Below are 19,091 nucleotides of genomic sequence, written 5' to 3'. Positions count from 1 at the left end.
CCGCATCGGCCCCGGTGCGGGCGTCCGTACCGCCGCCGCCTCATCGCCGCCGGTGGACCAGCCGCCCGCCGAGCACCGTGGCGACGCAGGTCCCGGCGCCCGCCTCGACCAGCGTCGCCTCGTCCGGTACGTCGAAGACGGCGAGGTCGGCGCGGCCGCCGACGGCCAGCGGGCCGTGCGCGGATCCCGCCAGGTCGCGCCCCCTGGCGAAGGGGTCCAGGCTCGGTTCGAAGGCCCCGGTCCCGGCCGGCGGGACCACGGTCAGGCCGGCGCGGCCCACGGCGGTGCGCACGGCGGGCTCCGCGAACCCGCCCGCGACATGGGTGGTGCCGTGGCGCAGCATGCGCTGCAGCCCGCGGCGTACGCTGCCGGCCCGGCGGGGCTCGTCCATCCGTCCGGCCAGCCGCTCGAAGTCGGCCCCGGTCAGCGGCTGTTCGCCGAGCTCGTCCGCCTCGCGCGGGTCGGGGTGGTAGAGGCGGGTCAGCAGGGGGACGCCGTCCCACTGGCGCAGGCCGGGGGTGAGGACGCCCGGCCACTGCCGGACCCGGGCCGTCGGGTGCGCGGCCGTCACCGCGTCGTAGGGCCCGAGGGCCACGATCCGGTCGCCGTCCACCGCGACCGCTCCCCCGACGACGCCTGCCGCGCCGACCGGGAGGACCAGCGGCGCGGCGTGAACGGTCAGCATCGGTGGCTCAGTTGGCGTCGAGGAGCTTGAGCTCCGGGTGCGCCGTGCCGCCGGCGATCGCTGTGGAGGAGATGTGCGAGACGACGCGGTCGTCGACCGGGTCGTTCGCCGGGTCGTCGTGGACGACCAGGTGCTCGTAGGTCGTGGCGCGCTGGGCGGGGACACGGCCCGCCTTGCGGATCAGGTCGATGATCTCGAGCCGGTTCGAGCGGTGCCTGGCACCGGCCGAGGAGACGACGTTCTCCTCCAGCATGATCGAGCCGAGGTCGTCCGCTCCGTAGTGGAGGGACAGCTGGCCGACCTCCTTGCCGGTGGTCAGCCAGGAGCCCTGGATGTGGGCGACGTTGTCGAGGAAGAGCCGGGCGATGGCGATCATCCGCAGGTACTCGAAGAGCGTGGCCTGCGTCTGCCCCTTCAGCTTGTTGTTCTCCGGCTGGTAGGTGTACGGGATGAAGGCGCGGAAGCCGCCCGTCCGGTCCTGTACGTCGCGGATCATCCGCAGGTGCTCGATGCGCTCGGCGTTGGTCTCGCCGGTGCCCATCAGCATGGTGGAGGTGGACTCGACACCGAGGCCGTGCGCGATCTCCATGATCTCCAGCCAGCGCTCGCCGGACTCCTTGAGCGGGGCGATCGCCGTACGCGGCCTGGCGGGCAGCAGTTCGGCACCGGCACCGGCGAAGGAGTCCAGGCCGGCGGCGTGGATCCGCTCGATGGCCTCCGTGGCGGAGACACCCGAGATGCGGGCCATGTGCTCGATCTCGGAGGCGCCGAGGGAGTGGATGACCAGCTGCGGGAACGCCTTCTTGATCGCGGAGAAGTGCTCCTCGTAGTACTCGACGCCGTAGTCCGGGTGGTGGCCGCCCTGGAACATGATCTGGGTGCCGCCCAGCTCGACGGTCTCCGCGCAGCGGCGCAGGATGTCGTCGAGGTCGCGGGACCAGCCCTTGGCGGTGTCCTTGGGAGGCGCGTAGAAGGCGCAGAACTTGCAGGCCGTGACGCAGACGTTGGTGTAGTTGATGTTGCGCTCGATGATGTACGTCGCGATGTGCTCCGTACCGGCGTAGCGGCGGCGGCGCACAGCGTCGGCCGCGGCCCCCAGCGCGTGCAGCGGAGCCGACCTGTACAGGTCGAGCGCCTCCTCAGGAGTGATCCGCCCGCCTTCGGCGGCGCGGTCGAGGATGGGCTGGAGGTCGGCCTTCTCGGTCACCGGGCTGTCACCTTTCGGCGGTTTTTCAACGGATCTACGGACCGATTCAGCGTACGCCAGCCACTGCGGGGCTCAGCCGCCGGACCGGGTGAGCGTGCCCTTCGGGGTGCCCGCGGCCTCCTCGTGGGACTCGTAGCGCAGGGTGCCGTCGGAGCCGAGGGTGAAGACCAGGTCGGCCTCGCCGCCGGTGCACAGCTCGCCGGTGCGGGCGTCCGGGTCGGCGCGCTCCCGGATCTTCAGCTCGGTGGCCGTGCCGGAGACGAGGGTGCCGATGCCCTTGCAGACGACGGTCGTTCCGAGCGCGTCGAACCGGTACGACAACCGGACCACCTCCTCGCCCTTCTTCCCCTCGACGAAGACGGCGGTGACCGTGCCGTGCGGTGCGCCGCTGCGTTCGGTCGCGGGGCCCTTCCAGGTGCCGGTGAACGTCTTCGGCAGCGCGCTCACCTGTGCGGATCCCGACGGGGACGGCTGTCCGGAGCCCGAGGGGGTCTCCGACCGGCCGGCCGCCGGGGGCCGTGCGGCGTCGTTGCCCTGGTCGCTGTCGCCGCCGGTGAACAGGTCCCCCAGCGTCGCGGCGCCGACGGTCACCGCGGCGAGGGCGCCGGCGAGGGCGAGCGCGACGGTGCAGCTGACCCGCCGCCCCCGGCTCGTACCGGTCTGCGGGCCGGTGTCCAGGGTGACGGCGACACCGGCCTCGGGGCCCCGCTCCCGCGAGGTGCCCACGGTGGCCGGGGGCTCGGCCGGCCGGGGCGGCAGGGGCGGGCCGAAGGTGCCGAGCGCCGCGCTCCCCAGGGAGGCGTTGCTGAACGGGACGGGCCCGGACCGCACGGGCTCGTCCTGCGGCTCCAGGTCCAGCAGGGCCACCGCCGACCTGCTGACCTCGCGCTCCAGCGGGCCCGGCAGCCAGCCCGGCGCCACCAGCGCCGCGGCCCCGCCGGGCGCGAGCCGGCGGGCGAGCGCGGCGGGGGCGGGCCGGTCGGCGGGGTCCTTGGCGAGACACCCGGCCACCAGCTCCCGCAGTTCGCCCTCCAGGTCGCCGAGTTCGGGTTCCTCGTGCACCACCTTGTAGAGGAGTACGGCGGAGGAGTCACCGAGGAAGGGCGCGGTGCCGGTCGCCGCGTAGGCGAGGACGGCGCCGAGCGAGAAGACGTCGGCCGCGCCGGAGATGTCCTGGCCTCGGATCTGTTCCGGCGCCATGTAGCCGGGCGAGCCCACGGAGACGCCGGTGGAGGTGAGGGAGACGGTGGCACCGAGGGCCCGGGCGATACCGAAGTCGATCAGCCGGGGGCCGTCGAGGGCGAGCAGGACGTTGGACGGCTTCACGTCCCGGTGGATGAGGCCGTGCGCGTGTACGGCGTCGAGCGCCTCGCCGAGTCCGGCCCCCAGGGTCCGTACCGCGTACTCGGGCAGGGGGCCGTGACGGGTGACCGCGTCGGAGAGCGGCGGCCCGGCCACGTAGCCGGTCGCCACCCAGGGCACGGCCGCGTCAGGGTCGGCGTCCAGGACCGGGGCCGTCCACTGCGCGCCGAGGCGCCGCGCGGCGTCCACCTCACGCCGGAATCGCGCGCGGAACTGCTCGTCGAGCGCGAAGTGGGGGTGCACGACCTTGACCGCGACGGTCCGTCCGCCGACGCTGCGGCCGAGATAGACCCGGCCCATCCCGCCGGCACCGAGCCTGCCGAGCAGCCGGTAGGCGCCGATGGTGTGCGGTTCGCCGGCTTCCAGCGGCTGCATACGGTCTCCCCCTGTGGTCCCCGGGACTCGCACGGCAGCCTAGGGCGCCCGGGTCGCACGGTCACGAAGACCCCTTCCGTCGATTTCGCCCCTATGGGCACGAAGCAGGGTTTTCGCCACACGGAAAGGCGTGAATACGTCGTCCGTCCACGCCGATCGGGCATCACCGGAGGGAAACCGGAAGGTGTTCCGGGAGACATCCGCTATTCGCCCACGCGTCGACGCGGGAGAGAGAGCGGGAGAGGGAACGGGAGAGACCCGCGACGGAACTCCGGACATTCACCCCCATTCATGGGAACGGAATGCCGGAGTCATGCGTCAGGGGTAAAGGACGGGCCTGGGCGGGAAGGCCTCGGGAGGGCCCGGGAATGGTACGGGATTCACCTTCTTTCCCGCACCATTCCCGTGTGCCGGAGGCGTCAGCCGCCGAGCAGTTCGACGTTCACGTCCGCGGGGAAGCCGGTCGTCGGACCGGTCCGCCGGGCGAACTCGCGCACGCCCGCGAGCTGGTCCGGGCCGAAGCGGAAGTCCAGGGTGGTGAAGTAGCGCTCCAGCACCTCGGCGTCGAAGGACTCCCAGCGCGCCGCCTGCTCGGCGACCTTGGTGACCTCCTCCAGCGAGAGGTCCCGGGAGGCCAGGAACGCCTCGTGCACCTTCTCCACGTAGTCGGGATGCGAGGCCAGGTAGTCCTTGCGTACCGCCCAGACCGCGAAGACGAACGGCAGCCCCGTCCACTCCTTCCACATCGCGCCCAGGTCGTGGACCTGCAGTCCGAGCCTGGGGGCGTCGTGCAGGTTCGCGCGCAGCGCCGCGTCACCGATGAGCACGGCCGCGTCGGCCTCCTGCATCATCAGGCCGAGGTCCGGCGGGCAGGTGTAGTAGTCGGGCTCGACGCCGTACCGCTCGGAGAGCAGCAGCTGGGCCAGCCGTACGGAGGTGCGCGAGGTCGAGCCGAGGGCCACCCGGGCCCCGTCCAGCTGCTCCAGCGGAAGCTGGGACACGATCACGCACGACATGACGGGGCCGTCGCAGCCGACGGCGATGTCGGGGAGGGCGACCAGTTCACCGGCGTTGCGCAGGAACTCGACCAGGGTCACGGGACCGATGTCCAGGTCCCCCCTGACGAGCTGCTCACTGAGTCTTTCCGGGGTGTCCTTCGAGAGCTCCAGGTCGAGCAGGGTCCCGGTCCGTGCCAGACCCCAGTAGAGGGGGAGGCAGTTCAGGAACTGGATGTGGCCGACGCGCGGCCTGCTGCGACGGTCGTCGCCTTCTACGGGAGAGACGGTTGAATTGTCCACATCGCGAGGCTAGACCCGTCCCTGCCGGCCTGCATCAGCGGGGCGTCCGGACAGTTCCGCGGGCCTTGTCCGTCAGCTCTCCGGCGGCCCCAATCAAACATCCGGGTGAAGTGATCTTTCCCTCTACCGCTCCCCGCAGACTGCGTGCTAGGCTCGCCGCAAGTTGCAGTTTGGTTTCCCTTGCAGTACAGAGCCTGCGGAGCATGTAACCCGCAGGCTTTTGTAGTTTTCAGACTTGTTTGCAGGTTCTGGAGCAGGGCAACCCTTTGGCCCAAGGAGGGCTTATGGCTACCGGAACCGTCAAGTGGTTCAACGCTGAAAAGGGCTTCGGCTTCATCGCCCAGGACGGCGGCGGCCCGGATGTCTTCGTCCACTACTCCGCGATCAACGCGTCCGGGTTCCGCTCCCTCGAGGAGAACCAGGTCGTGAACTTCGACGTCACTCAGGGACCCAAGGGTCCGCAGGCTGAGAACGTCACCCCGGCCTAGTTGCCCGGGTCGGCCGATCGCGGCCGAGTGAGCAGTACCCAAGGAGCCCCGCTCCCCCGCTTCGGCGGAGGAACGGGGCTCCTGCCTTTTCCGTCCCCAGGAATGCGAAGAACCCGAGGCGATTCCCGGAGGCCGGCGGCGGCCCGGGCCGCACCGACCCCGCCGGCTCGACGACGGCGGGCGACGTCCCTCCGGTTACGCCCGCGAGGTCACCCCGGAGTGCCCGGAGGACCGCGAGAACTGGGTCACGGAACTCCGGTTGCCCCTCGACGGGTGACCTGACGGCGCCCTCCGCACGGGCCCTCGCCCCGGAATCGTGTCGAGGGCCTGTGCAGAGCCTCACCCGATGCTGACGAGCCCGCCCATAACAAGGCAGACTGTTGACCGCGATACCAACGGCACGTCGCAGAGCGGGATCAGCAGCACCGGCGGGGCGAGCAGGACAGGGGGCATCATGGACCGCGACAACGGACCCGGTGTGCGCGTTCCGGAGCAACGCGCTCCACGGGAACGGGCGGCCGGCACCGAACTGCGCTTCACCGTGCTCGGCCCCGTACGCGCCTGGCGCGGCAGCGAAGCCCTGCCGTCGGGTTCCCCGCAGCAACGCGCCCTGCTGGCCGCGCTGCTCCTGCGCGACGGCCGCACGGCCACCGCCGCCGAACTCATCGACGCCCTCTGGGGCGAGGACCCCCCGTCCCAGGCACTGGCCACGGTACGGACGTACGCGTCCCGGCTCCGCAAGACCCTCGGTCAGGACACGCTGGTCAGCGAGGCCGGAGGCTACGCCGTCCGGGTTCCGCGCGAGACCCTGGACCTGACGCTCGCCCAGGACCTGGCCGCCGAGGCGGACAAGGCCCGTGGGAGCGGGGACCGCCACCAGGCCCGCACCCTGATCAACAAACTGCTCGGCCTCTGGGACGGCGAGGCGCTCGCCTCCCTCCCCGGCCCGTACGCCGAGAACCAGCGCACGAGTCTGGAGGAATGGCACCTCCAGCTCATCGAGACCCGCCTGGACCTGGACCTGGAGCTCGGCTGCCACGCGGAGGCGGTCTCCGAACTCACCGCCCTCACCGCGGCACACCCCCTGCGCGAGCGGCTGCGCGAGCTGCTGATGGTCGCCCTGTACCGCAGCGGCCGGCAGGCCGAGGCCCTCGCGGTGTACGCCGACACCCGGCGCCTGCTCGCGGAGGAACTGGGCGTCGACCCGTGCCCCGAACTCGCCCAGCTCCAGCAGCGGATCCTCCGGGCCGACGAGGAGCTGGCCTGCCCGACCGACGAGCCGGCCCCTGCCTCCGCCTCGGTCCGCCCGGCCCAGCTCCCGGCCACCGTCCCCGACTTCACGGGCCGCGCCGCGTTCGTACGTGAGCTCAGCGACCGGCTCGTGTCCGCCGAGGGTTCCGTCATGGCGGTCTCCGCCCTGGCCGGCATCGGCGGTGTCGGCAAGACGACCCTCGCCGTGCACGTCGCCCACCAGGCACGCCCGCACTTCCCGGACGGCCAGCTGTACGTCGACCTCCAGGGCGCGGGCGCCAGGGCCGCCGAACCCGAGACCGTCCTCGGCGCGTTCCTGCGGGCGCTGGGCACCGCCGACTCCGCGATCCCCGACTCCCTGGACGAGCGGGCCGCGCTCTACCGTTCCACCCTCGACGGCCGCCGCGTCCTGATCCTGCTCGACAACGCCCATGACGCGGCCCAGATCCGGCCCCTTCTCCCCGGCACGACGGGCTGTGCGGCGCTGGTCACCAGCCGCGTACGCATGGTCGACCTGGCCGGGGCGCACCTCGTGGACCTGGATGTGATGTCTCCCGAGGAGGCCCTGCAGCTCTTCACCCGTATCGTCGGCGACGAGCGCGTCCGCGCGGAGCGCGAGGCGGCCCTGGACGTGGTGGCCGCGTGCGGCTTCCTGCCGCTGGCCATCCGCATCGCCGCCTCCCGGCTGGCCGCCCGCCGCACCTGGACGGTGTCGGTACTGGCCGCGAAGCTCGCCGACGAACGCCGCCGCCTCGACGAGCTCCAGGCCGGCGACCTCGCCGTGAAGGCCACCTTCGAGCTCGGCTACGGGCAGCTGGAACCGGCCCAGGCCCGCGCCTTCCGCCTCCTGGGCCTGGCGGACGGCCCGGACATCTCCCTCGCCGCGGCGGCCGCCCTGCTGAACCTGGACCAGCACACGGCGGAGGACCTCCTGGAGGCCCTGGTCGACACCAGCCTCGTGGAGTCCGCGGCCCCGGGCCGCTACCGCTACCACGACCTGGTGCGGCTCTACGCGCGTGCATGCGCCGAACGCGACGAGCAGCCGCCGGTGGAGAGGGAGAGGGCGCTGTCACGGCTGCTGGACTTCTACCTGGCCACGGCGGCGGGGGTGTACGCGCTGGAGCGGCCGGGCGACCGGCTGGTGGACCACCTCGAACCGACGGAGCACCCGGGCCTGTTGTTCGAGAACCGGCACTCCGCCCTGGACTGGCTGTACTCCGAGGCGACCAACCTGCTGGCGTGCGTACGCCAGTCGGTGCGCCCCGCCACCCTGGCCCGCGCCGTCGACCTTCTCTACGCCGCTCTCGACCTGGGCGAGTCGGGCGCCAACTCGAAGCAGTACGAGGCGGTGGCGGTGACCGTCAGGGAAGCCTCCCGGGCCTGCGGTGACCCACGGGCGGAGGGGCGTGCCGTCATGTCGCTGGCCAACGTGCACCAGTTGGCCGGACGGTTCGACCACGCGGATCGCGAGGCTCAGGAAGCCCTGCGGCTCGCCGGCACCGTCGACGACCGGCTCCCCGCCTGCTGGGCGTCCAACGCCCGGGGCATCATCGCGCTGTACCAGAACCGTCACGCGGACGGTGAGACGTTCCTGAACCAGGCGATCGAGGCGTTCCGGAGCGACGAGAACCGCCCCGGCGAAGCCAGCGCCCTGTGCAACCTGTCGCGCATCCACCTCGCGACGGGGCGGACGAACAGCGCCATCACCCTGGCGACGGCGGGTATAGAGATCTACGACTCCCTCGGTCACGCGCTGCGCGGCGCCAACGGCCGCTACGCCCTGGGCATGGCGCTCACCCAGAGCGGTAAGCCGGCAGCGGCAGCGGAGCAGTTGAACGAGGCCCTCGCGATCTTCCGCGACAGCCGGCAGCGGCTGTGGGAGGGCATGGCGCTGTGCCGGCTCGCCGAGGTCGACCTCGCCTCGGGCCGTCCCGCCCAGGCCGCCCAGTTCGCCGAGCTGGCCCTCACGGTCCTCCGCGGCATCGGTGGGGAGTGGCGCCGGGGAAACGTGCTGACCGTCCTGGGCCGGGCCCTGTCCGGCATAGGGCAGACGGGCCGCGCCCAGGTCTGCTGGGCGGAGGCCCTCGCGATCTACGAGGAACTCGCGTCCCCGGAGGCGGAAGAGGTCCGGTCCCTGCTGTCACCAGCGGCAGCCGCCTGAAAACGGGGCGTTCATCGTTCGTTTATCGCCCCCCTGCATGCTCATGCCTGTCGATCCGTCGCGTCGGGGGGCAGACGGGGGCGACAGCGGCCGTACCACTAGGGTGAACGGCCCCGAGAGGCCCGTCCGGCAGTCCACGGGGGAACAGCCGGACGGGCCTCGCAGAACCATCACGCAGCGACGCGGAAAGAGGGAGTTGACCATCGTGGCCGACGCCAGCAAGCAGGACCCGATCTTCAAGCCGGCCGACCAGCACGCCACCGGTGAGCCGGCGACGCCGATCACGACGCAGGACCAGCACGCGACGGGCGAAGAGATCACGGCTCTCGACCAGCACGCCACGTCCGAGCCGCTCAAGCCGGCCAAGTAGACCTCACTCTGCGGGGACGGGGGAGCGGCCGCGGCGGCGCGGAGGGGGAGCCGTCGCGGCCGCTGCACGTCTGCGTGTACGCGGCAGGGCCCGAGCCGTTCGGCTCGGGCCCTGCCGCGTGTGTCCCGGTCACCATGCCCGGACCGGCGCCTGCGGCCGGTCACGGCTTCCGCAGGCGGTCCTCGTCCGGGGTGACGGGTACTTCCTGGTTGCCCCACCAGGCAACCTGCCGAGCGGCGTCAGTAGCGCGTTTCCGCCGTCACCAGGCAGCGCTTCACGCGCGAGACCGAGCGCGGGCTGTCCATCCGCACGGCCAGGGTCCTGGTCTCACCGTGTTCGAGGTCGACCGTGGCCTCGCCCGTGTCGACGGTCAGGCCCTTGGCGTCCACGAACGTCACGTCCACCTCGTAGGTGTGCGCGAGGGACGCCGTCGAGGTGATCTCGATCGTCGAGGACGTCACCGCCTTGCGCTTGCCCTTCCTCGGCTGGGCGCACCGGATGACGCGGATGTCGGGGGCGTCCGAGGCGGTGGGCGTCGGCGTGGAGTACGTGGAACCGCCGGACGAACTCGACGAGCTGTCGTAGTCATCGTCGTCGTAGTCGCGGTAACCGCCGTTGCTCTTCTTGGAGTTGGAGCATCCTCCGCCGCTCGAACCGCCGCTGCTGCGGCTCTTCCCGCTCTTCCCGCCGTGGCTCGACATCGAGAATCCGGTGAGCGCGAGCACCACCACGATCAGTACCGCCGCGAATTTCATCTGTCGCCGCACCATCGATGCAGCCCCCCTTGGTCGTAGTCGACTTCTCGGCCGCCGCACGGCCGCCCGACACCGTAACGCACGGCATTCCGGGTGCTCACCCATGGTCCCGCCATGCCCCTGTCACGGTCTGGCATGGTCTCCGGATGGCAGGGAAGATCGGCCGGGCGTAGCGTCGAGCGCGGGGAGCGGTGCGCACAGCCGTGCGCCATGGTCCGGGAGGCTGTCGATGATCCGCAATGTCCTCGGCTCCGTCGTCGCGCTCGCAGGAGCGGCGGCGGCCGTGCAGAGCCCCTTCCACAACTGGTTCGACAACCGTCTCGGGCGGGACTACCGCATCCAGGACCTGTTCGACGGCATCAGCGCCGCGTCGTCGTCCGTACTGGGGTCGATCCTGCTGCCGTTCCTGTTCGCCGCACTGGTGACCCTCGTGGGCATCGTGTTCCGCTCGCGCTGGTTGGTGGCCCTCGCCGGTCTGATCGTGCTCGGCTTCACCGTGCTGTGGATGGTCCGGCAGGGGCAGGACGCCGGGAGCCTCACGGTGGACGGTGACGGCGACGGGCTCCGGTGGGGCGTCGCGCAGGCGCTGGCGGGCGGGCTCCTCCTCCTGCTGGGCGCGCTGCTGATGTCGGGGCGGCGGCACGCACGGGCGCGGCGTACGGCCGAGCCGTATCCCGTGCCACCGGACGACCGTCCGGACATCTGGCCGCCGACGCGGGAGCCGGGGCCTGCCGCGCAGACCTCCCCCGGACCGGAGCCCGAGGCGGACCCGTACACGGGGCCCGGCCGGCACCGGGCGTCCCCCTCCGACGAGGCGGACACCGCCCAGTACCCGGTCCAGGACCAGGACGCTCCCCCGCAGGGTGAGCAGCAGGACCGGGACCGGTACCACCCTCCCCACCCCTGAGGGTCAGGCCCGGGCCCTGTTCCCCGTGCCCGTGCCCTTCAGCGCGTCCAGGGCGTACACACAGCGGTCCTTGCTGCACGCGTACACGACGCCCGCCTGCGCCACCGGGGAACCCGTGATCTCGCCGCCCGTGGCCAGCTTCCAGCGGAGCTGGCCACCCGCCGCGTCCAGGGTGTACAGCACGTGGTCCGCCGACCCGAAGTGGACCCGGCCGTCCGCGACCACCGGTGCGCCGACCACCTCGCCACCCGCCGCGAAACGCCACTTCGGGGTGCCGGTCACCGCGTCCAGGGTGTACAGCGCGCTGCCGCTGCCGACGTGCACGTTCCCCGCCGTCACCAGCACCGGCTCGATGGACTGCCGGGCCTCCGTCGCGATCCGCCAGCGGTCCTTGCCCGTCGAGGCGTCCAGGGCGTACACCGTGCCCAGGTAGTCCGCCAGGTACACCCCGCCGCCCGTGACCGCGTGTCCCGGCGCGAAGGCGGGCGGGGAGAGGAAGACGGCCGGTGCCTCGAAGTGCCAGCGCACGCGGCCCGAGACCGCGTCCACGGCCAGCACCCGGGTCCCCGCCGCGACGTACACGGAGCCGTCGGACGCGGGGGTCACCCGGACCGGCACCCCGCCGCAGGAGGCGGCGTCGCCGATGGGGTACGACCAGCGCTCCACGCCGGTCCGCGCGTCGACGGCCCGCAGCCTGGCGTCCTGCCACAGGTACACCGTGCCGTCGTGGATGACGGGGCCGGCCTCCGGCGTCTCGAAGTCCGTCTGGACCCCGCCGGCCTCCCACAGCTTCTCGCCGCCGGACGCCTCCCACGCCTGTACGCCGCCGCCTCGCGTCCCGGTCAGGACGGTGCCCCGGTCGGCCTTGAGGGAGTACACCCAGGCGTCGGTCTGGAGCCGCCACCGCTCGGCTCCGGTCGTCGCGTCCAGCGCGTACAGGGACGGGCCGTCCGAGGCGTGGATCCGGCCTCCGTCGACGGCCATCGACCAGGCCACGTCGCGGGTCTTGAACTGGCGGCGGCCGTTGCCCACGTCCAGGGCGTGGACCTCGAAGGACGTCACGTACAGCAGATCGCCCACCACGACGGGCGTGCCCCACACGTCGTTCGACATGCGGAACCGCCACGGCCGCCAGCGGTCCGGCGCGGCGGGCGCCGCGTCCGTGGCCGGTGCGCGGGCGGGCATCGGAGCCGTCGGCACGGCCGAGGTCTGTCCGCCGGGGGCGCGCACCCAGCCGGTCGCCGGGTTGGCGTGCGCCGCGGCGGGACCTCGTACGTCCACGGGGCGCGGCCCGGGCCCGATCGGCACCTGGGCGCCGGGCAGCCGCACGGGGCCGCCGTCGGGGGCGGGCGCCGACACCGGCGCCGCGGGGACCGGCGCGGTCCGCAGATCGCCGCCGCGCCAGGCCCCGTCCCGGTCGGCCCCGGGCGGGGGCTGCCGCGGGGGCGGCGGTACGACCACGGGTGCGGGCGCGACGGCGACGGCACGGCCACCGCCGCGGCGCTGCTCGATCATCGCGGTCGCCACGGTCGGCAGCCAGGCCGACGCCGTGCCGCTGTCGTCACCGCCGGAGGCGAACAGGTGCGGGGCCAGCTGGGACTGGAGATCCGCCGGGCTGGGCCGCCGGGTCGGGTCCATCTGCATGCAGGACTCGATGAGCGGCCGCAGATCGTCGGGCAGCCCCTCCGTGTCGGGGCCCTCCCGCAGCAGCATGAACACCGTCTCGACCGGATTCGCCCCGTGGAAGGGCGCGTGGCCGGTCGCCGCGAAGACGAGGGTCGAGCCGAGCGAGAACACATCGCTGGCGCCGGTGACGCTGCGCGAGTCGCGGGCCTGCTCCGGAGACATGTACGCGGGCGTGCCCACCGCCACGTTCGTCATGGTCAGCCGGGTGTTGGACACGCCTGACGCGATACCGAAGTCGATCACCCGCGGCCCGTCCTCGACCACGAGGACGTTGGACGGCTTCATGTCACGGTGGACGAGACCGGCCCCGTGGATCGACTGCAGGGCCTCGGCGATCCCTGCGGCCAGCCAGCGCACGGCCTGCGTCGGCATCGGCCCGCACTCACTCACTATCTCCTCGAGCGAGGGGGCGGGCACGTAGGCGGTGGCCAGCCAGGGAACGGCCGCCCTCGGGTCGGCGTCGACCACGGCGGCGGTGTAGAAACCGCTGACCGCGCGGGCGGCCTCCACCTCACGCGTGAACCGGACCCGGAACAGCTGGTCCTCGGCCAGTTCCGTACGGACCGTCTTGATCGCCACCCGCCGGCCCGATGCCGACCTCGCCAGATAGACCAGCCCCATGCCGCCGGCCCCGAGCCGTCCCAGCACCTCGAACGGTCCGATCCGCCTCGGGTCATGCTGCGTCAGCTGCTCCACTTGCCTGCCACCTCCCCGTACGGACCTCAGGAACAGAAGCCCGCGAAATCCCGCCCTGTGCAGCGTCTCACCACTGGGCACCACTTGGCGGTGCGCACCTTGATTCTTCCTGTCCGGGGCCCCGGTTGCGAACCCGGGGGCGGATCAGGGTGTTGTGTGTCACTCCATCCCTTTCAGGACACCACGGGACGGCTACGACAGTGGCTCGGCCGGCTGGAGCACGGCGAAAGCCGCACCCTGGTCGTCCTGGAGGACCGCCATCCGCCCGTACGGGATGTCCAGGGGGCGGGCCGTGATCCGTCCACCGAGGCGTGCGGCGGTCTCGGCGGTGCGGTCGCAGTCCGCTACGGCGAAGTAGTTGAGGAAGTAGCTGGGCAGCATCGCCGGGAACGCGTCCGTGAGGACCGCGCGCCCGCCGACCGCGGTGTCCTCGCCCGGTTCGGTGCCGGCGGGGGACCAGGTCCGGAACGTCTCGGCGGTCCCGTCACCGCCCGGCAGCCCGATGTCCCTCCCCTGGAAGCCGAAGACCTCTTCGTAGAAGGCGTCCACGCGCTCCGGCTGCCGGGTGTAGACCTCGGTCCAGCAGAAGGAGCCCGGCGCGTTCTGCTTCTCGAAACCCGCGCGCTCCCCCGCCTGCCAGAGGCCGAAGACCGCGCCGCCGGGGTCGGCCGCCTGGGCGAGGACCCCTGCCCCGCCGGCCCGCACGGGATCGGTGATCACCTGACCGCCGGCCTTGCGGACCAGGGCGACGGAGGCACGGATGTCGTCGGTGGCGAAGTAGACGCCCCAGGTCGTGGGCATACGGCCGTCCTGCTTCGCGGCCAGCGCGGCGACGAGTGCGCCGTCGCTGTACGCGTCGGCGAAGGGCATGCCGTCACCCGCGTGGAAGGTCCAGCCGAAGAGCCCTCCGTAGAAGCGCTTGCCGGCCTCCAGATCGGAGAGCCGCACATCGACCCAGCACGGCGCGGACTGCGCGAATACGGCCATGGCCCGGGTCCTTCCGTCGCTGCGAGATCGCGAGGGCGTCTCGAACGGCACCGCGGCGGTGGTGCTGTGGACCACAGCACCGGGGCAGCCGTGACGCCCGTCACACTCAACGTAACGTCGAGGACCTCCCGGCGCGCCCCGAGGGGCCGAATGGAACCTTTGCCCGAATCGTGAAGGTTTCACGGTTCCCGTGGACAAGGGTTGTCCACCGAAGTTATCCACAGGCTGTTGATAACAACATCACTCCGGAGCGCACCCAGCACGGACAGAAGCGCAATTCCATAAATGTTCACGCCGCGCGGAAATGCGCGCACACGCCGCCGGGAATTGCGCCGTTCACGCCGCCCACACTGGGGCGTTCCCCATTTGCAGTCGGTCAGATCGCGCTCGGATCACCCCTCGGTAAGCTGACGGCATGACAGGACAAGTGCGCACCGTCGACGGCCGCGTGGCTGGTCGGCGAGGTCAGGCGACGCGGCAGAAGCTGCTCGACTGCCTCAGCGAGATGCTCAGCTCCTCGCCGTACCGGGACGTCAAAGTCATCGACGTGGCTCGGAAGGCGGGGACTTCACCCGCGACTTTCTACCAGTATTTCCCCGACGTCGAGGGCGCCGTTCTCGAACTCGCCGAGGAAATGGCCAAGGAAGGTGCCGGACTGACCGAACTGGTCGGCGGCCGTTCCTGGGTCGGCAAGGCCGGCTGGCAGGCCTCCGAAGAACTCGTCGAGGGATTCCTCGACTTCTGGCGACGCCACGACGCGACCCTCCGCGTCGTCGACCTCGGCGCGGCCGAGGGCGACAAGCGGTTCTACAAGATCCGCATGAAGGTCCTGAACTCGGTCACCAACTCCCTGACGGACGCGGTCAAGGAGCTCCAGTCCAAGGGCAAGGTGGACAAGGACGTCAGCCCCGCCGCGGTGGCGGGATCCCTGGTGGTCATGCTGTCGGGTGCCGCCTCCCACCAGAAGGGCTTCACCACCTGGGGCGTGAAACAGGCCGAACTCCGGCCGACCCTCGCCCTGTTGGTCCATCTGGGCATCACCGGCAAGAAGCCGGCCAGGTAGGCGGCGGCCAGGACTCCCGCACCGCGCCGGGCGCCGCGCCCTTCCACGGCGCCCCATGTCCTGTCTCACCGACGGCGGACCACCCCCGGTGGTCCGCCGTCGGCGTTTCCGGACCGGGGCGGGACGCGGTGGAATGGACCCATGAGCGATGCACAGAAGGACTTCCGCGAACTGCTCCACGCGCAGCGCGTCTGGGACGTACCCCTCCCCCGTTTCGACCCGTCCGCCGCGCCGGACGCCCCCCTCCCGCTCTTCCGCACCTGGTTCGCCGAGGCGGTGGCGGCCGGGCAGACCGAGCCGCACACCATGACCCTGGCGACGGCGGACGCGGAGGGCCGGCCCGATGTGCGCACGCTGATGCTGCACGACGCGGACGAGCGCGGCTGGCACTTCGCCACGCACACCACCAGCGCGAAGGGCCGCCAGCTCGCCGCCCGCCCGTACGCGGCGCTCGGCTTCTACTGGCCCTCCCAGGGCCGCCAGGTGCGCGTACGGGGCACGGCCGCCCCCGCGAGCCGCGAGGAGAGCCGCGCCGATCTGCGGGCCAGGTCCACCGGCGCGCTGGCCGCCGCGCTGACCGGGTCGCAGAGCGAGGTGCTGCCGTCCGGAGAGGACCTCGCACGGGCCTCCGAGGCGGCCTGGGAGCGGGCCGTGGCGGAGCCGGACGCCGAGGCGGGGACCTGGACGCGGTATGTGGTCGAGCCGCAGGAGGTGGAGTTCTTCCAGGGCGACGACCGCCGCCGGCACGTACGGCTGCGCTACCGCCGGGACGGTGCGGGCTGGACCCGCGAACTCCTCTGGCCCTGAACCTCCCGTTTCTCCGGTTCATCCTGTTCACCTGGTTCACCTGGTTCATCCGGTTCACCAGGGAAAGGTGCACTATGGGAGTCAGGTGAGCCGCTGGAGGCACCCATGGCACGAACCGGTTCCCGCTACGCCCCGGACCGTGGCCTGACCGCCCGCATGGTGGGCACGATGTTCTTCATCGGGCTCCTGTACGTGGTCCTCGTGGGCGTACTGCTGGCTGCCCTGCGCGGCTCCTGGCCCGTCGTCCTGATCATCACGGGCGGTCTGTTCATCGCCCAGTTCTGGTTCAGCGACCGCATCGCGGCGTACGGCATGGGAGCCCGGGAGGTCACCCCGCAGGAGGCGCCGGAGCTGCACGGCGCGATCGACCGGATCTGCGCCCTCGCCGACATGCCCAAGCCCCGGGTGGCCGTCGCGCGCAGCGACGTGCCGAACGCCTTCGCGACCGGCCGCAGCGAGAAGTCCGCCCTGGTCTGCGCCACGACCGGACTGCTGCGCAGACTGGAGCCCGAAGAGCTCGAAGGCGTCCTGGCGCACGAGATGTCGCACGTCGCGCACCGCGACGTGGCCGTGATGACGATCGCGTCGTTCCTCGGGGTCCTCGCCGGCATCGTCACCCGGGTCGCCCTGTGGGGCGGCTTCGCCCGCAACAGCCGGGGCAACGATCCGGCGGGCATCATCATCATGCTCATCCCGCTGATCAGCGCGGTGGTGTACGCCCTGAGCTTCCTGCTGACCCGGCTGCTCTCCCGCTACCGGGAACTCTCCGCCGACCGCACGGCCGCCCTGCTCACCGGCCGGCCGTCGGCGCTGGCCTCCGCCCTCACCAAGGTGAGCGGACAGATGGCCAGGATCCCGACGGAGGACCTGCGGAAGGCGGAGCCGTACAACGCCTTCTACTTCGTGCCCGCCTTCGCCTCGAAGGAGAGCCTGGGCCGGCTGCTCTCCTCCCACCCGACCCTCGAACAGCGTCTGGACCAGCTGGCCCGCATCTCCGCCGGCCTGTCCCACCCGTAAGGAGCCCCTGTGGGCCTGCTCGACAGCATCCTGGGGCGTCGCAGACCGGTACGCCCCGACCTCGACCAGCTCTTCGCCGTGCCGTCCGCCGCGCTCACCCTCCAGGCGGGCACCGGATTCACGCCGACGGGGCTCGGTTCGGTGTGCTTCGCGGGGGTGGAGGGCGGCACGTTCGCCCGGATCCAGCAGGACGTCCGGGAACTGCTCGACGCGGACACGGGACGGGGCGGGATCCCGGTCGAGTTCAGCCGGGACGGCTACGGCTACACCTGGCTGCTCGCCCGTCAGGAGCCCGGCGCCGATGGCCTGACCGCCCTGGTCAACGACCTGCACGCGGTCAACACCCTCCTCCAGGACGGCGGCTTCGGCCCGCACCTGCTCTGCTCGATGACCGGATTCCGGAATCCGGAGGGGCGTTCACTGGCCCTGGTCTACCTCTACAAACGGGGCACGTTCTATCCGTTCGCCCCGGCTCCGGGCGGCGGGGAGAAGCGCGACAACCAGGTGGAGCTCCAGGTGCGGGCGGTGCTCGGCGACGACCTGCGGGTGGAGGCCGACCTCGCCCGCTGGTTCCCGGTGTGGGGCGCGCCCGGCCTCTGAACGGCTCCGGCGCAGGGGTCCGTGATCATTTCGCAACCGATTCCCACCCGGACCGGAACCCATCATGCTCATGTCCTATTACGCTCCGAAGCATGCCCGCATCCACCCCCACCTCCGGTGGCGCCCTGCCCGCCTCCATCGACCGCACCGACGGCCGGCCGGTCTATGTGATCGGCGGCGGGCCGGGCGGCCTCGCCGCCGCCGCGGCACTGCGGGAACAGGGCGTACGGGCGGTGGTGCTGGAGAAGTCCGACCGCGTCGGATCCTCCTGGCGCCGCCACTACGACCGGCTGCACCTGCACACGATCCGCCGCTGGTCCGCGCTGCCGGGGCTGGCCATGCCCCGCCGGTTCGGGCGCTGGGTGTCGCGCGACGACATGGTGCGCTACCTGGAGAAGTACGCCGAGCACCACGAGCTGGAAGTGGTGACGGGCGTCGAGGTGTCCCGGATCGACCGGCTCGCCGACGGCACCGGCTGGCAGCTGAGCGCGACCGGCGGACGGGTGCTCACCGGGCGGGCGGTGGTGGTGGCCACCGGCTTCAACCACACCCCTCGGATCCCTCCGTGGCCCGGCCGTGAGGGCTTCACCGGCGAACTGGTGCACGCCGCGGAGTACCGCGACCCGGCCCCGTACGCGGGCAAGGACGTCCTCGTCGTCGGGATAGGCAACACCGGGGCGGAGATCGCCGTGGACCTGGTCGAGGGCGGTGCGTCCGGGGTGCGGATCGCGGTCCGCACGACCCCGCACATCGTGCGCCGCTCCACGGCCGGCTGGCCCGCCCAGGCGACCGCCGTGCTGGTCCGCAGGCTGCCGGTCCGGCTCGTCGACCGGGCAGGGCGCCTGATGTGCCGCGTCTCCGTACCGGACTTGGCGGAACAGGGCCTGCCGCGCCCGGACACGGGCCTGTACTCCCGGGTCAGGGAAGGCGCGATCCCCGTCCAGGACGTCGGGCTGATCAATGCGGTGAAGAGCGGCCGGGTGGTGCCCGTGGCGGCGGTCGACTCGTTCGACGGGGACGCCGTGGTGCTGGCCGACGGAACCCGGCTCACCCCGGACGCCGTGATCGCGGCGACCGGCTACGAACGCGCCCTGGAGGGCCTGGTCGGCCACCTCGGCGTACTGGACCCGAGGGGCCGTCCCGTGGTGCACGGCGCCCGCACCCCGGACGGGGCACCGGGCCTCTACTTCACCGGCTTCACCAACCCGATCAGCGGCATGCTCCGCGAAATGGCCCTGGACGCGCGCAGGATAGCCAGGAAGCTGCCCGAGACGGGGTGACGGGCGCTTCCGGCCTCACAACGCCTCCTGACGCACCAGAGCCTGTACCGCGTCCGCCCCTCGCGCACCGCACCGCACCCCCGTCCGACCCGCCCG

Annotated in this window: 16 protein-coding genes; 9 read left to right on the top strand and 7 right to left on the bottom strand. The window is 72.1% G+C overall.

What is annotated here, in order from left to right; genetic code table 11:
* Nucleotides 1–40: 40 nt before the first annotated feature.
* The 4 genes from ACFYQ5_RS18710 to ACFYQ5_RS18695 form a co-directional block, all read right to left on the bottom strand.
* On the bottom strand, nt 41–685 hold the full coding sequence (locus ACFYQ5_RS18710; RefSeq protein WP_389198687.1) for a hypothetical protein: 645 nt from the start codon (nt 683–685) through the stop codon (nt 41–43).
* A gap of 7 nt (nt 686–692) precedes the next feature.
* Nucleotides 693–1,892: a cyclic dehypoxanthinyl futalosine synthase gene (gene mqnC, locus ACFYQ5_RS18705; RefSeq protein ID WP_389198685.1), complete on the bottom strand. Its 1,200-nt coding sequence runs from the start codon at nt 1,890–1,892 to the stop codon at nt 693–695.
* 72 nt (nt 1,893–1,964) lie between these two features.
* On the bottom strand, nt 1,965–3,629 hold the full coding sequence (locus tag ACFYQ5_RS18700) for a serine/threonine-protein kinase (protein ID WP_389198683.1): 1,665 nt from the start codon (nt 3,627–3,629) through the stop codon (nt 1,965–1,967).
* A gap of 419 nt (nt 3,630–4,048) precedes the next feature.
* Complete coding sequence (locus ACFYQ5_RS18695) at nt 4,049–4,927, bottom strand: menaquinone biosynthetic enzyme MqnA/MqnD family protein (protein ID WP_389198681.1); 879 nt, start codon at nt 4,925–4,927, stop codon at nt 4,049–4,051.
* Nucleotides 4,928–5,211: 284 nt separating this feature from the next.
* Between ACFYQ5_RS18695 and ACFYQ5_RS18690 the strand changes: the two genes are divergently transcribed.
* From ACFYQ5_RS18690 to ACFYQ5_RS18680, 3 genes are all read left to right on the top strand, one after another.
* On the top strand, nt 5,212–5,415 hold the full coding sequence (locus ACFYQ5_RS18690) for a cold-shock protein (protein ID WP_003967102.1): 204 nt from the start codon (nt 5,212–5,214) through the stop codon (nt 5,413–5,415).
* Nucleotides 5,416–5,869: 454 nt separating this feature from the next.
* Nucleotides 5,870–8,827, top strand: coding sequence for a BTAD domain-containing putative transcriptional regulator (locus tag ACFYQ5_RS18685; RefSeq protein ID WP_389198680.1), 2,958 nt, complete (start codon nt 5,870–5,872; stop codon nt 8,825–8,827).
* Nucleotides 8,828–9,032: 205 nt separating this feature from the next.
* Nucleotides 9,033–9,197: a hypothetical protein gene (locus tag ACFYQ5_RS18680; protein WP_389198678.1), complete on the top strand. Its 165-nt coding sequence runs from the start codon at nt 9,033–9,035 to the stop codon at nt 9,195–9,197.
* A 239-nt stretch (nt 9,198–9,436) separates the two neighbouring features.
* On the opposite strand, the gene ACFYQ5_RS18675 is transcribed toward ACFYQ5_RS18680, so the two are convergent.
* Nucleotides 9,437–9,967 carry a hypothetical protein gene (locus ACFYQ5_RS18675; RefSeq protein ID WP_389198676.1) on the bottom strand — a complete coding sequence of 177 codons (531 nt, stop codon included), beginning with the start codon at nt 9,965–9,967 and terminating at the stop codon, nt 9,437–9,439.
* A 214-nt stretch (nt 9,968–10,181) separates the two neighbouring features.
* Between ACFYQ5_RS18675 and ACFYQ5_RS18670 the strand changes: the two genes are divergently transcribed.
* On the top strand, nt 10,182–10,859 hold the full coding sequence (locus ACFYQ5_RS18670) for a hypothetical protein (protein WP_389198674.1): 678 nt from the start codon (nt 10,182–10,184) through the stop codon (nt 10,857–10,859).
* A 3-nt stretch (nt 10,860–10,862) separates the two neighbouring features.
* Here the strand turns inward: ACFYQ5_RS18670 and ACFYQ5_RS18665 are convergent, their stop codons facing one another.
* The gene (locus ACFYQ5_RS18665; RefSeq protein ID WP_389198672.1) at nt 10,863–13,241 is read right to left on the bottom strand and encodes a PQQ-binding-like beta-propeller repeat protein; all 2,379 of its coding nucleotides are present in this window, start codon (nt 13,239–13,241) and stop codon (nt 10,863–10,865) included.
* Nucleotides 13,242–13,433: 192 nt separating this feature from the next.
* Nucleotides 13,434–14,228: a VOC family protein gene (locus ACFYQ5_RS18660; protein WP_389198670.1), complete on the bottom strand. Its 795-nt coding sequence runs from the start codon at nt 14,226–14,228 to the stop codon at nt 13,434–13,436.
* Between the two features lie 415 nt (nt 14,229–14,643).
* On the opposite strand from ACFYQ5_RS18660, the gene ACFYQ5_RS18655 reads away from it, so the two are divergent.
* The 5 genes from ACFYQ5_RS18655 (at nt 14,644) to ACFYQ5_RS18635 (ending at nt 18,995) form a co-directional block, all read left to right on the top strand.
* Entirely contained in the window at nt 14,644–15,291 is a 648-nt protein-coding gene (locus ACFYQ5_RS18655; protein WP_389198668.1) for a TetR family transcriptional regulator, read from the top strand.
* A gap of 141 nt (nt 15,292–15,432) precedes the next feature.
* The gene (locus tag ACFYQ5_RS18650; RefSeq protein ID WP_389198666.1) at nt 15,433–16,098 is read left to right on the top strand and encodes a pyridoxal 5'-phosphate synthase; all 666 of its coding nucleotides are present in this window, start codon (nt 15,433–15,435) and stop codon (nt 16,096–16,098) included.
* A 105-nt stretch (nt 16,099–16,203) separates the two neighbouring features.
* Nucleotides 16,204–17,115: a zinc metalloprotease HtpX gene (htpX, locus tag ACFYQ5_RS18645; protein ID WP_389198664.1), complete on the top strand. Its 912-nt coding sequence runs from the start codon at nt 16,204–16,206 to the stop codon at nt 17,113–17,115.
* Nucleotides 17,116–17,124: 9 nt separating this feature from the next.
* The gene (locus ACFYQ5_RS18640) at nt 17,125–17,715 is read left to right on the top strand and encodes a hypothetical protein (protein WP_389198662.1); all 591 of its coding nucleotides are present in this window, start codon (nt 17,125–17,127) and stop codon (nt 17,713–17,715) included.
* A 92-nt stretch (nt 17,716–17,807) separates the two neighbouring features.
* Complete coding sequence (locus ACFYQ5_RS18635) at nt 17,808–18,995, top strand: flavin-containing monooxygenase (protein WP_389198660.1); 1,188 nt, start codon at nt 17,808–17,810, stop codon at nt 18,993–18,995.
* The last annotated feature ends 96 nt before the right edge of the window (nt 18,996–19,091 follow it).

This window comes from Streptomyces sp. NPDC005794 (assembly GCF_042871445.1).
In the GTDB taxonomy this organism is placed as follows: Bacteria; Actinomycetota; Actinomycetes; order Streptomycetales; family Streptomycetaceae; genus Streptomyces.
The sequence above is the reverse complement of the archived record's forward strand: the minus strand, read 5'-3'. Positions and strand labels throughout refer to the sequence as shown.

Excerpts from the sequence above, each read along its gene's own strand:
- htpX (WP_389198664.1), top strand. The coding sequence starts at position 16,204 with ATGGCACGAACCGGTTCCCGCTACGCCCCGGACCGTGGCCTGACCGCC.
- ACFYQ5_RS18700 (WP_389198683.1), bottom strand. The coding sequence starts at position 3,629 with ATGCAGCCGCTGGAAGCCGGCGAACCGCACACCATCGGCGCCTACCGG.
- ACFYQ5_RS18635 (WP_389198660.1), top strand. The coding sequence starts at position 17,808 with ATGCCCGCATCCACCCCCACCTCCGGTGGCGCCCTGCCCGCCTCCATC.
- ACFYQ5_RS18710 (WP_389198687.1), bottom strand. The coding sequence starts at position 685 with ATGCTGACCGTTCACGCCGCGCCGCTGGTCCTCCCGGTCGGCGCGGCA.
- ACFYQ5_RS18655 (WP_389198668.1), top strand. The coding sequence starts at position 14,644 with ATGACAGGACAAGTGCGCACCGTCGACGGCCGCGTGGCTGGTCGGCGA.
- ACFYQ5_RS18650 (WP_389198666.1), top strand. The coding sequence starts at position 15,433 with ATGAGCGATGCACAGAAGGACTTCCGCGAACTGCTCCACGCGCAGCGC.
- ACFYQ5_RS18675 (WP_389198676.1), bottom strand. The coding sequence starts at position 9,967 with ATGGTGCGGCGACAGATGAAATTCGCGGCGGTACTGATCGTGGTGGTG.
- ACFYQ5_RS18660 (WP_389198670.1), bottom strand. The coding sequence starts at position 14,228 with ATGGCCGTATTCGCGCAGTCCGCGCCGTGCTGGGTCGATGTGCGGCTC.
- ACFYQ5_RS18670 (WP_389198674.1), top strand. The coding sequence starts at position 10,182 with ATGATCCGCAATGTCCTCGGCTCCGTCGTCGCGCTCGCAGGAGCGGCG.
- ACFYQ5_RS18690 (WP_003967102.1), top strand. The coding sequence starts at position 5,212 with ATGGCTACCGGAACCGTCAAGTGGTTCAACGCTGAAAAGGGCTTCGGC.
- ACFYQ5_RS18685 (WP_389198680.1), top strand. The coding sequence starts at position 5,870 with ATGGACCGCGACAACGGACCCGGTGTGCGCGTTCCGGAGCAACGCGCT.